The 14,279-nt window shown below is 44.2% G+C and carries 11 protein-coding genes and 4 pseudogenes; 10 read left to right on the top strand and 5 right to left on the bottom strand.

All coding sequences use genetic code 11. The features are described 5' to 3' along the window. Window positions 1-487: 487 nt before the first annotated feature. Window positions 488-670 (bottom strand): annotated as a pseudogene (locus RW114_RS17795) (IS5/IS1182 family transposase); the annotation flags it as partial. Window positions 671-1,017: 347 nt separating this feature from the next. On the opposite strand from RW114_RS17795, the gene RW114_RS17790 reads away from it, so the two are divergent. From RW114_RS17790 to RW114_RS17760, 7 genes are all read left to right on the top strand, one after another. Then, complete coding sequence (locus RW114_RS17790) at window positions 1,018-1,998, top strand: asparagine synthetase A (RefSeq protein WP_340124099.1); 981 nt, start codon at window positions 1,018-1,020, stop codon at window positions 1,996-1,998. Between the two features lie 95 nt (window positions 1,999-2,093). Further along, a complete protein-coding gene (locus tag RW114_RS17785; protein WP_340124100.1) occupies window positions 2,094-2,531 on the top strand; it encodes a cobalamin B12-binding domain-containing protein in 438 nt (145 codons plus the stop codon). A gap of 71 nt (window positions 2,532-2,602) precedes the next feature. Continuing rightward, on the top strand, window positions 2,603-4,120 hold the full coding sequence (locus RW114_RS17780; protein ID WP_340124098.1) for a hypothetical protein: 1,518 nt from the start codon (window positions 2,603-2,605) through the stop codon (window positions 4,118-4,120). 1 nt (window position 4,121) lies between these two features. Beyond that, window positions 4,122-5,384, top strand: coding sequence for a hypothetical protein (locus RW114_RS17775; RefSeq protein ID WP_340124097.1), 1,263 nt, complete (start codon window positions 4,122-4,124; stop codon window positions 5,382-5,384). Window positions 5,385-5,536: 152 nt separating this feature from the next. Beyond that, a complete protein-coding gene (locus tag RW114_RS17770) occupies window positions 5,537-5,725 on the top strand; it encodes a hypothetical protein (protein WP_340124096.1) in 189 nt (62 codons plus the stop codon). 253 nt (window positions 5,726-5,978) lie between these two features. Then, window positions 5,979-6,926, top strand: coding sequence for an EamA family transporter (locus RW114_RS17765; protein ID WP_340124095.1), 948 nt, complete (start codon window positions 5,979-5,981; stop codon window positions 6,924-6,926). 463 nt (window positions 6,927-7,389) lie between these two features. Beyond that, window positions 7,390-8,034 carry an HAD family hydrolase gene (locus RW114_RS17760; protein WP_340124094.1) on the top strand — a complete coding sequence of 215 codons (645 nt, stop codon included), beginning with the start codon at window positions 7,390-7,392 and terminating at the stop codon, window positions 8,032-8,034. Between the two features lie 851 nt (window positions 8,035-8,885). On the opposite strand, the pseudogene RW114_RS17755 reads toward RW114_RS17760, so the two are convergent. Together RW114_RS17755 and RW114_RS17750 are read right to left on the bottom strand one after the other, a co-directional pair. After that, a pseudogene (locus tag RW114_RS17755) lies at window positions 8,886-9,344 on the bottom strand (IS3 family transposase); the annotation flags it as partial. Between the two features lie 122 nt (window positions 9,345-9,466). Then, entirely contained in the window at window positions 9,467-10,084 is a 618-nt protein-coding gene (locus RW114_RS17750; RefSeq protein WP_340124093.1) for a recombinase family protein, read from the bottom strand. Window positions 10,085-10,261: 177 nt separating this feature from the next. Between RW114_RS17750 and RW114_RS17745 the strand changes: the two are divergent. Continuing rightward, window positions 10,262-10,939: pseudogene (locus RW114_RS17745) on the top strand (IS5 family transposase); the annotation flags it as partial. A 79-nt stretch (window positions 10,940-11,018) separates the two neighbouring features. On the opposite strand, the gene RW114_RS17740 reads toward RW114_RS17745, so the two are convergent. Further along, complete coding sequence (locus tag RW114_RS17740; protein WP_340124092.1) at window positions 11,019-11,228, bottom strand: transposase; 210 nt, start codon at window positions 11,226-11,228, stop codon at window positions 11,019-11,021. Window positions 11,229-11,786: 558 nt separating this feature from the next. Here RW114_RS17740 and RW114_RS17735 point away from each other — a divergent pair. Next, window positions 11,787-13,181 (top strand): aminotransferase-like domain-containing protein, encoded by a 1,395-nt coding sequence (locus tag RW114_RS17735; RefSeq protein ID WP_340124091.1) that lies wholly within the window; start codon window positions 11,787-11,789, stop codon window positions 13,179-13,181. Window positions 13,182-13,438: 257 nt separating this feature from the next. Here RW114_RS17735 and RW114_RS17730 read toward each other — a convergent pair whose 3' ends face one another. After that, window positions 13,439-13,612 carry a hypothetical protein gene (locus RW114_RS17730; RefSeq protein WP_340124090.1) on the bottom strand — a complete coding sequence of 58 codons (174 nt, stop codon included), beginning with the start codon at window positions 13,610-13,612 and terminating at the stop codon, window positions 13,439-13,441. On the opposite strand from RW114_RS17730, the pseudogene RW114_RS17725 reads away from it, so the two are divergent. Next, window positions 13,563-14,051: pseudogene (locus RW114_RS17725) on the top strand (aminotransferase class V-fold PLP-dependent enzyme); the annotation flags it as partial. The gene RW114_RS17730 and the pseudogene RW114_RS17725 overlap by 50 nt on opposite strands. Window positions 14,052-14,279 lie beyond the last annotated feature (228 nt).

Here is a 14,279-nt window from a genome sequence, read left to right as displayed (position 1 = left end):
TACGGAGCGGCAGAAATATCAGTTCCCGTATAAAAAAATTGGGACAGCGCCATTCAGCTGGAGTGTGAACAGGGCTCTATCTTAAATTAAGGCATTATTTGTCTGGACAATGGGGTCCACTATAATCCTCGCTATTTTTGGCTCACATTAATTGCGACTGACGGTTTATATCGGCAAGCCTGTCAGTAACATTTTGTTGCGCAATTCCGCTGTACGCGTTGGGTCCAATGTGTTGCTGAAAAACACCTTTTATGGCGCTCGGTTTTATAGTATCCAGCCTGATTTAACGGCACGGTTAATCTGAAATGCCCCTATCACTTCAACTCGCATGCTCCTCTCCTGAATTTTTATGGTGCCGGAAATGGTTTCTAACGCGTGCTAGAACCACGCTACGCATCAGCGTTTCGGCAAGCACATGAACAATAAAAATACGATTTTCAGTCAGTAGTTTTCTCAGTGGGGTGAACAGCTCATCGGTGATCGCTTTCAGCAAGGCCGGTATTTCTTCACGCAGCTGCGCTTCCAGTTTTTCGATGTGGCCGTGCGATAACGCCTTGTGTTTTGAAGCATTGGCTTTGATTTTGGTGCTATCCAGCGAAATCTGTCTCAGCTTAATTAGCTTCATTGCCTGAGCCAGCGGCAGAACTTGTACGAACAAGTCCTCCAACTGTAACTTCTCATTACCCACAGGTAGCCGCAGCCCGAATCAAATCGTATAGCGCTGGAATGTTACTGTAAAACAGCGTGGAAAAATGACCAGGGAATCAAGCTAACGGATCTGTACAGTTATTTTTCTGGATTCTGTATATCGTTTGTATAAACGCTCATCCATATACTTAGACCCAGATTGATGCGTTACATGCTTAATAGAAGATGAATATTTTTTTACTAACTGATGTTACGCACCGACTACGAATTATCAATAACTTACGGTCATCTTTTGCTGCGTAAGTTATTGATTTCTGGTTTACCTGCGTAACATCAGTTACTAACTTACTTGGAATAGGATGTTTGAATATGAACTGTGAAGTGGCGGATTTTGTAAAAATTGAAAATTCAGAAGTGGATAATATCGATCTGGATGAATTTGTAACACGTCTCAAAAGATCGGATGTGGTAGATATTGCACATATCCGCAATGTAGTACTGCGCTCGCTACAAAGCTACACGCAGGACGCAGGGTTCTACCAACTTATGCCGATATTGATGTCCCCAATCACCGATCCGCTCAATCATGCTGTATATCCGGCAGAAATACAGTACGAAGGACGTCCGTTGAGGTTGACAGCAAGCATGATCTTTCACAAACAGTTAGCGTTACGTGCAGAAGGATTAGAAAAGATCTTTATCGTTGCCCCGAATATCCGGTTAGAGAAAAGCACCATTAAGAGTTCTGCAAACCACTTGCTGGAGTTTTCCCAATTCGACCTTGAGATAAAAGGCGCCACTATATACGACGTCATGAAGTTTATAAATGGATTAATGACGCACGTCTTCAATCAAGTAAACGCACATGCTGGGGAGCAGTTGAATAAATTGGGTCGGAAGTTGCCGGACTATGCTCTGGAATTTCCGATCTACAGTTCTGATGAATTACGTGAGAAGTATGGTGATAACTTTGAGCAAATCCTTTCCGAAACAGCTACCACACCTTGTTTTGTGACAAATTTTAAAAGGGAGTTCTATGATCGAGAAAACCCAGACAAACGCAATGAATATAATAACTTTGATTTAATCTATCCGGAAGGCTATGGAGAAGCGCTGTCTGGTGCAGAACGTGAATACGAGCATGAGCAGATCATTTATAGGATGAATGAACTACAAATGGATCTTGATCCTTATCGGAACTATTTGGATGCGGCCAAGCGGGGAGACATTCCGAGTACCGCAGGCGCGGGTATTGGTATAGAGCGTTTATTGCGTTTCATTTGCGGAAAGGCCGAAATAAAGGATATCGGGCTGTTTGATCGTAGCATTGCCACAAGCTTTCTATTCTAACAATGTGTGAGAAAGAGTCATCCATTTGTTTATCTTGGTCGATAAGCTTTAACGACCAAATAATGCGGCCATTTATTTGAGTGAGTAAATTGATTATGCAAACGGCACCACATTTCAAGTGTTTATTAACGACAATAGAATCCGATTCCCACACATGGAATCTTGTCTACTTGCAACGGTTCATTCATGAGCATGGAGGTCTAGCCAAGATTCTTGGATGTTGTGTATCTCCTGGTGAAACCGTGAATGCTATTAAGGGCTTCCGGCCTGATCTGGTTGTGGTGTCGAGCGTCAATGGACACGGCTTTCATCAGGGTCGCGAACTAATTGCAAACGCAGTTCAGGCGCTCGGAGCATACCGTCCTGTATTCGTGGTCGGCGGCAAGCTGACAACCGTAGAAGAGGATAACAAGTGGATCAGAGTCGATCTACAGGAAGCTGGTTATGACAGGGTGTTTGTCGGGAAGTCAGCGATTGACGATTTTACTCTCTTCCTGCAAGAGTTCCGGCAGCAGGCCGTGGCGTCGGGTTAAGCCATTTTTTCTCGAAGATTGTAGAATCAGATCAACAGAGACATTCTATTACCTCCAAAGGGCTAACATAAATGCCGCAACCAAATTCGAAATTGTCAATAAAAGCACAACGCCAAGCAATTTTTTGTGAACTAATGGCATATCTAACGCCACAGGATCAGGAAAGCGTGAGGTTGCTGGCTACCAAATTGGTAAACATGTTCGAACACGGCCGAGATATTGGCCGTCGCAGAGTAATGGTCGCCTATGGTGGGGGGAAGGATAGCACTTATACTGTGGGATTCATACGCACCGTGCAATTGTATGTTGAGAACATGCTGGGGCGAACTTTTATCCTGCGTATCGCCACCATGCGGCAGTCTGGAATGCCTTACTCAGTGATGGAAAATATTGAACGCGTCTACCTGCGTCTTGGGCTCATCGATGATATCACTGCGGAATTAATTGTCATCGATCACGACCAAGTATCACAATTTACGCGAGATTTGCCGGTTCCACAGCATCTGCACACGATTAACAGGCTTAATATGCTGATGAACGGTCATCGCACCGCTGGTGATGGCCGTCCTACGTTCTGCAATAGTTGCAACTTGAGTGTAGCAAGCTTTTACGGTATTTCTGCCTGGTGGCGTGGTGGCGTGGATGTGGTTGTGACGGGCGATTCGCTCAAAGAGCAGAAGCATTACTTCACATGGATAATGCGGCTTGCACAAAATGCCGGCATGAACATAGAAGAGTACCGTGCGTTGGGATTTCATGGCTTGCTCAAAGTGCTGGACGGTGTATCACAAGCTTATTATAGGGAGTTATTTGGTGCCGACTTAGATGCAGAGGTGTCTTTGCGGCGCGTTCACAGTGGATTCGCGGACATGATACCAACGTTCATTTCGATTTATGAGCATGTCAGTTATCGAGTTAACGACCACTGGAACTTCGTAACTGATTTTTTAGGTTTTCAGTTTGATGAGCTCGCCTTCAGTTTCACCGAATCCGACTGTGCAAACCCGGCCCTGATGGCGCACCTACGTGGCCTAAAAGCTCAGTACGTGCAGGGACGTAGTTATCGCATAGGAATCGAGGAATACCTTGAATTGGCGAAGAGTCTAATGGTTAAGAAAGAAATGCCTGAAAATCTTATTCGGATGGCTATTTCCCGTTACGACAATGAAATAAAGATATGTACCATGCGTCACAAAATTAATATCTTTGCTGAACAGGCATACGGTGTGAGCGAGCAACAGTTCGTGTGTCTAGTGTTTTCACCATTTGTTGGTCGAGGTCAATCTCTACCATACTTTCTTCAAGTTTATCATCCGGAATATGTTACACAAGAGGCCAATATACATAGTCTACTGGCCGATGATAAGCAGGTGCCTAACAATCTGTTGCAACTGCAAACCTGGCTTGAGAATATCAGTGGTATGAGTTTACGGGAGATACGTGCCCTTTATCGCAACAGTCTGGTGGATTTTGAAAGTAACGATTCGCTAATTGCCAGGGTTCGCGTCGGCGATCCGCACAAGAAGCGTATCAAAACTGTCGATCCTAGATCCGGCGAAGAAATCACAGAATTAATTTCTGGACGCTAAGATGAATGTGAATAGCTATTTCGGTTCCTTTATCCGGCGCTGTAGAGATGCTGGACTGCTAGTGGTGCAGCCACGAATGGGATTCGGAACCATCGTAGAGATGCGATCGGGGTTATCCGATGTAGCGAAATTGGATTTCCCTGTTATAGGTACGATTACGCTCGATAGTTACACCAGGGTAGGTGACTATAGGACACCACAAGTGTGTCTTGATAAGGGAGAAAGGCTCAATGGTTATCCCATAGTTACCCATTCAGCGAAAGCTACACGCAATATGTTAGAAGGCCTTTACGGAACCAACTTCCCCGTGCAAGTCAGGCACGGCACAGCGCTACCTCAGACGATTTTTAGGAAACTCGTGGAAATCGGGCTTGATGCGAGCGAAGGCGGTCCCGTGTCGTACTGCCTCCCTTACAGCAATATACCATTATATAAAGCAATAGAGGCGTGGGCCGAAAGTTGCCATATTTTGAGCGACGGCGCCGAGCGTGCTCATATCGAAAGTTTTGGCGGTTGCCTGCTTGGGCAATTATGTCCACCATCTGTTTTAATAGCTGTGGCTGTACTTGAATGTTTGTTTTTCCACCAACATGGTGTGCATAGTGTGTCGATTAGTTACGCTCAGGGTACCTCGCTAATTCAGGATCGTGGGGCAATTGCCGCATTAAGGGAACTAGCAGGACAATATCTCAGTGGATTGGATTGGCATGTGGTGTTATATACATACATGGGAGTTTTTCCCTCATCATTCGAAGGTGCTACCGCGTTAATCCGGGATAGTGCACAGCTGGGAAAGGAAACTGGTTGTGAGCGTATTATTGTGAAGACCATCCAGGAAGCGCGGCAAATTCCTAGCGTGGATGACAACTTATATTCACTTCAACTGTCATCGAAGACTGCTAATGATATTCACTCTATGAAGATGCTTTCACCGCAGGAAGTAGCTTATCGAGATGAGATATACCTAGAAGCCAAAATATTGCTCGACGAAATTCTGAGTCTTGATGTCGATGTTGGTCAATGTCTATTGAAGGCATTCAATAGTGGACTACTTGATATTCCATATTGTTTACATGCGGATAACGCAGGCCGCACGTCCTCGTATATCGATACAAATGGTGCGTTACGCTGGGCTAGAAGCGGATCAGTACCTATACCATCCAATCTACGATATTTGTGTTGCAGGCAGAATGATGTTTCGTCTTCAGAGTTACTTAATATGTTGAATTACGTAGCCAATAAATATGATTGCGTAACTTGTTGATTATATTTGCATCTATCGTATTTTCAGGATTGGGATAGTGATGTGCTTATGTAGATTATTTCGAGATTCAGTAAGGTCCTGAGCATAAAAACTTATCGCGTACTTTAGGGCACCTAGAAATACTGCCTAATTGACAGGGAACGGGACGGACAATGTCCTACGGGATATTCAACCGCCAGCCAGGCCGCATCACGTTCGACATCGACGTAGCCTTTGTCGAGGTGGACATCGCGGCTAGTGTTGGTGGGGTCCAGCACCGCCTTCAGGTGGCGAGTGTCATGTCCTTCACGGTGCTGATCGAAAGTAGCTGGAACTCCAACTGCTCGTTGCTGAGGTTATAGAGTTGCCGAATGAGTAGTGCGCACTATGATTTTGGTGAGAAACATCAGCTGGACAGCAAAGTCGATGTGCTTCTCCAGCAGTTGCAACACCTCGCCCAACCGGTTTAGTTTGTTTTCGCGTTACTCGGGCAAACAGGTTTTCTTTGATCATGACAAGTCAGAAATGGCTGTATGGCGGTGTCATTATCTCATAGGATGGGGTTTTTCGAGGAGCCCTTTAGTCATAGTCGTCAATAACCGGAAACAAAACGAAATGATTTCACTACGTGACCTTTTTCTTGCCTTATCAGTTGTGATTGTTTGGGGGGTTAATTTCACCGTAATTAAGTTGGGGTTGGAAGGGATGCCGCCCATGCTTTTGGGGTGTTTTCGCTTCTTGCTCGCTGCTTTTCCGGCTGTCCTTTTCATCTCGCCCCCGGCAGTTTCATTCCGATGGATCGCAGCATATGGACTGACTGCAGGAGTTGGTCAATTCGGACTTCTCTTTTACGCAATTGAGCTAGGGATGCCAGCGGGACTCGCATCGGTAGTGCTCCAATCGCAGGCATTGTTTACTCTGGTATTTGCAAGTCTATTTCTGCGTGAACGTTGGTATATGACCCAATTGCTAGGACTTATTATAGCCGGCGGTGGACTTATAGTAATTGGCAATTCGCATATTGAGCCAACACTGTACAAGGCATTCAGTGAAATTCCTCTTATTGGACTTATATTGACGTTATGCGCAGCCGCTTTTTGGGGGGTATCAAATATTTTAGTGAGGAGTGCTTGGCGGGATGCAGTTGCTCGTGACAGTCAATTCAGCATGTTCAGATTCGTAGTATGGTCAAGTCTTGTGCCGCCGATTCCATTTCTCCTTCTTTCATTAGGATTAGATGGCCGTGAAACGATTATAGCATCCCTGCAAAATTTCAACATTTTGTCTTTTGCTGCAATCGCTTATCTTGCCTTTGGCGCGACATTGTTCGGATTCGGCGTATGGAGCGGATTACTTTCTCGTTATCCTGCTGGACATATTGCGCCTTTTTCATTACTTGTGCCGATCTTCGGGTTACTTACGGCATCTCTGGTGCTGGGCGAGCAACTGAATGAGCGGCAATGGCAGGGATGTGCGTTGGTCATGATGGGATTGCTGATCATAATCTTTGGTAATCGAATATTTGCGTTCCGTCGCAAACTGGCAAAAACCGAAGATATTTAAATTTAAGCAGCATTGGGCGGTTATATCGCAAAGTTTTCCAAATCCAGAGGCAAATTCTCAACTTTTTTCGTAAAAACAATCAATGCCAATGGGTTTCTTCCTTCATAAATATCGTTACGGATAACAGTGGTGCGGGTATTGAAAGCATCAACATGCTGGTGATGTCAGCAGCAGGCTCAGCTAGCTTTATAGAAACTTGCCCGATTCAATATTTGCACAACCTGATTGAATAAGGCCATCGGTTTATTAAGAAAAATCACCAACCCATAATGAGATTTAAAACTCCGCACATGATCCGATCAGAGCTGCTTTCAAATGGAAGCATACCGGCATTTCAGCAGCTTATAACTTTAGCCGGGTCACTTTGCCTGCTGATAAGTGCGGTTTGTAGCCTTATAAATATTTGCGACACAGCCTGTTTGGACAAGCCCGATATTTTCAAGATCATTAATGAGATTGTTGTATGAACCCAAAATATTATATTTTTGATGCCGATGGAGTGCTAATTGATTCGCTTTCGATAGCATGTCGAATGTTTAACTTAATCGCGGATGAGTACTTTCCTTGCTTACCAAAAGTCATAAATCAGGAGGATATGGCGTTAGCTTATCCAGGACTTTTCAGAACTTCTTTTAAAAAATTTGGCTTGGATGAACAAGATGTTATCAAATTTTTTGATTTGCACACCCAACAAATGAGTAAGCATGTTGATGAATTGGTACCGTTTGAACTCGTGCTTAGAGCTATCAGCGAATCTGTGACAGGACGTTGTGCAATTGTCACTTCATCATACAGTGAAACTGTGCGGACAGTGCTGTCCAAAAGTGCTTTTTATAATGATGACATGTTTACCGATATTCTCGGTAGAGAATATCGACAAACCAAAACAGCGAAGATTTCGAATCTCCTTAAAAATGTGGGAATTGATGCATCAGAAGCTATTTATTTTGGTGATATGGTTTCGGATATTTTGTATTGCAGGGGAGTCCCAATCCGTATTGCGGCTGTAGGTTATGGATATCAACCAATGGATTATCTTTCAGCTTTTGATCCAGATTACATACTACCATCACAACAAAGCCTCGCTTCTTTCTTGAAGGAGTTCTAAACCCAAACCCTCGGAATTTTTAAACCAATGTATTAAGGGGTTTGAAGTCCAATGGTACGAAAAGTAACGCTAACATCCAAAGCGTCACTACTTAATGTGTTTTTGTTACAGAATTGGCTACCGATTATGCTTAAAGAATCAAAAGGTGTTAAATAAATGTCAAAACCACAAAATTTATTTACCTTGAATACATTACTGAGTTTATTAACCAATAATGGCTATAAAATACTCTAAAATTTAAACTTATTCATATAGTTAAGAAAACGTATCCGGCGTCAACTATCCTGGCCGGGCGTATTGCCTCACATAATAATCAAACTACTGAAGAGCCGCCATACCTCATCAGTTCCAGATTCAAATCCAATTGTACCTCACATTTTTAACTTCACTCTTTTGAAGAGATTATGTCAGAGACTGGGTAATTTCGCATTACAATCTAAGCTGTCTATGATATTCGAAGCCAGAGCAGAATTTATTGGCAAGACCGATTTTTCATTTAACATGAGTGCTCGCAAACTCTCTTCCAGACTCTGTTGAGTTTGGCGCCACTCAGAGATCCTCCTTTGCAGGGTTCTTATTTGGCCTATTGTAAACTGGCTCGGATATTTACCCATCAGCCATGTAACAATCTCTTTGGCTGTCGTTTCTGGCATGAGTTCTAGTCGTAATTTTATTTCATCCCATACTTTCTCAAAAGGATCTTTTCGCGTTCGCCAGGTACGTGGCGCTTTTCTTAAATCAGTTATTTTACTGGTTCGGTAATAACGACTTACGGGAGTATTTTCCTCTGGTTTAACTGGCTCTTGATCACCCTCATCACCTGATGTGTCAACACTTTTCCGGACACAAAGTTAAGCAGATTTTAGCTGCATTTCATAGTTCACTGGCGACAAATAGTTATTGGCCGAATGAAGTCGCTCACGGTTGTAAAATACCTCAATGTATTCAAATATATCCTGCTTAGCTTCAGCCCTGGTTTGATAGTGCTGATGATGAACCAGCTCTGTTTTTAGGGTATGAAAGAAGCTTTCTGAGACAGCATTATCCCAACAATTGCCTTTGCGACTCATGCTTTGGGTAATACCATGTTCCTTCAAGAGCGCACGGTGGCTATCGGAGGCGTATTGGCTGCCTCTATCGCTATGCCAAATCAAACCTTTACTGGGTTTACGCTTCCAAATTGCCATCAGTAACGCATCGTTTACCAATTTAGCTCTCATGTGCTCAGCCATTGACCAGCCGACTACCTGCCGCGAATACAAATCAATCACTACGGCCAAATACAGCCAGCCTTCCAGGGTATGAATGTAGGGTGCTAATAAACAAAAGGCTCTAAAGTTTCACGGGATTTAGTGGGAAATTTGTTGTTAAGGCTCCCCCTCTTTTTCTGCACAGGGTTACCTCCAACAATGTTTAATAGCTTTTTACTGCACTATTGGTCAACACCCAATACCCTTTTACCATAATCTCTTAATGCACCATTGGGTGCAAGGTAACGATAAAGGGTGGGCTTGGTGATGCCCAGTTCTTTGCAAAGTTCGGAAATAACGGTTTCTTTCTGACCCATTGCTGATTGCGCTAATCTTACTTGAGCTTTAGTTAAAGAGAATTTTGCGCCGCCTTTTCGCCCTCTTGCCCTTGCTGCGGTTAAAGCCGCTTTTGTTCGCTCACTAATCAATTCACGTTCAAATTCTGCCAAGGCAGCAAAAATACCGAAAATTAACTTTCCATTGGAAGCAGCAGTATCAATATTAGCCCCTTGTCCGGCCAATACTTTAAAACCGACACCTTTTTCGGATAAGTCATGAACGGTAGTAACCAGATGCTTTAGATTCCGGCCCAGTCTGTCGAGTTTCCAAACTATCAAAACATCACCCGTTCTTAATGCTTTTAGGCAAGCTAACAAGCCTAGACGTTCGTCATTCTTGCCTGATGCGAAATCACTATATATATGATCGGGCGTGACACCATGCTTTATTAGTGCGTCGACTTGAGGATCAAGAACTTGAGAGCCATCCGATTTTGAGACCCTAGCATAGCCAATTAACATAGTTTTACCCGTTTCATAAACGACCGTTTAAGTGACAGTCAAATTTTCACTAGAAAACCAGTAAATTAGTGTCACATAACCCATAATTTAATCTATGTTTTGTAAACCATTGTGGCTTGATTATGTGGCAGTAAAACTCTTAACGGGGTTTATAATCCGTTTCGTGCGTCGACCCCAAGGAAACTTATCAACGCGATTCTGTACCTTGTTCGAAGTGGGTGTGCTTGGCGATTGTTGCCGCACGAATTTCCTGCATGGCAGACCGTGTACGGTTATTATCGATGTTGGACAACAAATGGAATGTGGCAACGTATTCACGACACGTTGCGTGCTTGGGTTAGGCAGAAAGCAGGGCGACATAAGCATCCAACTGCAGGCTCTATTGATAGTCAAAGCGTTAAAACAACAGCTTTATCGGGTATTAAAGGCTTTGATGCCGGCAAACAAATTCAAGGTCGAAAACGTCACATTCTTGTGGATACACTGGGGTTGATTATGATCGTTGTTGTGACGGCGGCTTCGGTTCAAGAACGTGATGGGGCAAAACTTATTTTCAAAACATTTACCGGAAGTTGCAAGAAAATACGTCGCCTTTGGGTTGATGGCGGTTATCGAGGTCCCAAGCTGATGGACTGGGTTGCGCAACGTTTCCACATTGTTTTAGAAAAAATTTTACGCTCAGATGATGCCAAGGGTTTTCAATTATTGCCGCGCCGCTGGGTTGTTGAAAGAACTTTCGCTTGGCTTTATCGCTATCGTCGATTAAGTAAAGATTACGAGGTGCTGACCGATTCCAGCACTGCCTTTATTCACATCGCAATGATAAATTTAATGCTCGGGCGACTTTGCGACTGACTTTTAAAACGTGCACTAAGCCTTATAGTCTGTGACTTTCCGTAATTTTCTATGGAACTTTAGTGTCGTTTGTTTAAACTTACCCTGCATTGGTCGGCTTTGGCCCTCGTTTGCCTTCAAACAAGCTGCTGGCATTATCCTGCAAGTCCTTTTTCCATTGACTGACCTGGGTAGGATGCACGCTGTTTTCTTGAGCGATTTCATTGATTGTCTTTGTACCTTTAACCGCTTCCAATGCAATCTTGGCTTTTTGCGCCCCTGTAAAAATCTTCCGTTTGCTTTCGCTCATTTCTTACTTCTCATTTTTCGACAGAGCATAGCTTAAACTATTGTCCGGAATCCGGGGTCCACTATAGATTGCGAGCCCGGCTGATTTCGATTGCAAGCCGTTACACATATCCGTTATGATATCTGAGCATCATGATGAAGCGACGGCAACTGCTTTTTTCGTAAAAACAATCAATGCCAATGGGTTTCTCCATAAAATAGTTATGAATAACAACGGCGCGAACGATGTGGGCATTGAAAATATCAACATACTGTTAATGCTAGGAGGATCGGTTTGCTTTATAGAAATTTGCCCGATCCAATATTTGCACAACTAGATTGAACAAGACCATCGGTTTATTAAAAAAACACCAACCCATGATGGAGTTTAAAGCGTCACACTCCGCATAGGCAACCATCGAAACTGCGCACATGATCCGAACAGGGCTGCTTTCAGATGAAAGCATACCCGCATTTCAGCAGCTTATGGCTTTAGCCGGGTAACTTTGCCTGCTGATAAGTGCGGTTTGCAGCCTTATAAATATTTGCGACACAACCTAACCGTTACACAGGTAACCCGATGGCATTCGAATATCAAAAGGTGTGCGACTATATTTGCTCACTCATTCATAACCACCAACTGCGTAAAGACATGAAACTGCCTTCTTTGAGACAAATGGCGCAAAAGTTTGATCTATCAATACCAACCATCCATCGCGCATACTGCCAATTGGAAAAACAGGGTATCGTGCACTCAATGCCACGATCTGGTTTTTACATAGCGAAAGCCGCTGAGAACCTACATTACGAGTCCGGTTGTAGTTTATTAGAGACTGTATATATAAACTCGCGTAAGCCAGGTGTAATTCCTCTTACGATAGATTCACCAGCCTGTTTATTGTCACTTGATCGCGAGCTGCGTCGCGAAGAGCTGCGATTGACTAGCAGCGCTCTCAATTCTCCACTAAAACAGGGCATTTTATATGGTGACAGTGATCTACGCGCGGCAGTGGCCCATAGATATACCGGCGATTTGGATAAACCCTGGTATCCAGATGACGTGTTTATTACCGATAGTTACCATTCTGCACTTCTAGCTGCTGCAAGGGTTTACAGTCGAGGCGGCTCCGTAATTGTGGAATCGCCGTGCTCTTGGGCCATCATCAAGACCTTGGAAACGCTGAATCTGGATGTTCTCGAACTTCCAATAACGCTAGGTTCCGGTTTGAATCTGACGTGTTTGAGCAACTTGCTGAGCCGTACAGATATTTCTTTTGCCATTCTTTCCTCGCATATAAATTCTCCAACCGGTACTGTCATTCCAACTGAACAAAAGCTCACAGCCGCGAGCATGTTAATTGAGGCAGGAATTCCGGTCATCGAGAATGACATTTACGGCGATCTGTATTTTGGGATGGCGCAACCGCTGTATTACCGTGACTTCATTGATCCCGAAATGTTGGTCATATGCAGCAGTTTCGACAAGATAATCGGCCCCCCAGCTTCGTTCGGCATGGTTCTTTGCAAAGGCGACCGTGACGGGCTACGCAAGGTATTACTATCTCATACCCATAAAATCTCAAGCCCCGCTCGCCAAAAGGCGATAGGCAATTTGATACAGAGTGGTCAGGTGATGAGTCATATTCATAACTTGCGAAAATTACTGGAGGCCAAAATGCTTCAAATGCATGATCTCTTGCAAAAGTATTTGCCGTCTGGATGCAGCTATCAATTACCGCAAGGTGGGGCTGTATTTTGGGTGAAATTACCGGATAGTGTCGATTCCTCAGTATTGTTATATCGCCTCATGAAAAAGGGGATCGTTGTGGCACCAGGGTATTTGTTCTCATCTTCTAATCACTACGCCAATTACATTAGGATCAGCTATGCTACCGATTGGACGATGGACATTGAAAACAGTATTTTTTGTCTTGCCGAAAACATCCGCGAACTTACGGAAAGCCCTCCCGTTTGAGCAATAAATTTTCCTCAACAAGTTGATTTTCCGTAGAATTCGCGTTTTCAAATTTTGGTGAAGTGGTGGTTTTGACGGATATCGAGCGATAAAGTCTGCCGACGACTCTCACGGTGATGCCAACTTATTCTGAATATAGGTCGAAAACTCTCGTTGACTGGCGAACTCCAGCTTTAACATACCCAATCAGCCAAATTTCCTCACCAATACAACGATGGAAACTTAATTTACAGAGAGCGATCATGGACGAGCAAGCGTCACACGGATGCATCAATTGCCACGGCTTGGCCGACGAAACAGACTTGAACTTCCAGCTGACTGGAGCCTATCCACATCCGGCCCACTTTGCCAAAACATTTTTTAAGAATCACGGCGTAAGCCTTCATTTTTCCTGCTACAGGCACCGCAGGCTGGGAAGTTGCGTTGACCAACACCTTAAATCCGGGTGACAAGGTTTTAATCTATCGCTTCGGTCAATTCAGCCACTTATGGGCTGAAATGGCAAAACGCTTGGGTTTCGATGTTGAGATTCATCAGGAAGTCTGGGGCAAAGGCATTCCGCTGGATAAAATCGAAGCGCGTTTAAAAGAAGACACCCAGCATGAAATCAAGGCCGTTTTGGCGACGCATAATGAAACCGCTACCGGAGTCACCAGCAACATCGGCGGCGTTCGTAAAGCAATGAATGCGGCCAATCACCCGGCGTTATTATTCGTCGATGGCGTCAGCTCTATTGCCAGCATCGACTTTCGCATGGACGAATGGGGCGTCGACGGTGCCATCAGCGGCTCACAAAAAGGCTTTATGATGCCCGCCGGCGGTGCGTTCCTGGCCTTCAGCCAGAAAGCCTTAGCAGCCGTTGAAACATCAAGGAGAGCATGCAAAACCGGGGGAGGCCGTCAGAACCGATATTTGATGTGACGGAAAACAAGTGTTTTCCGCATGGTCTTCCGTTAAGCCGATAGACCGCAAAAAAATATCTGATCTGCCCTTGTCTCCCCCTCAAATAATGTACGAAAACTATTGTCGGATTTAATCCGCCCATTTACACTATGCGGAAATATTTCCTATGGAGTTTTCCGTACATGCTGGTTGGCT

Source organism: Methylobacter svalbardensis, from assembly GCF_037671525.1.
GTDB lineage: Bacteria > Pseudomonadota > Gammaproteobacteria > Methylococcales > Methylomonadaceae > Methylobacter_A > Methylobacter_A svalbardensis.
The sequence above is the reverse complement of the archived record's forward strand: the minus strand, read 5'-3'. Positions and strand labels throughout refer to the sequence as shown.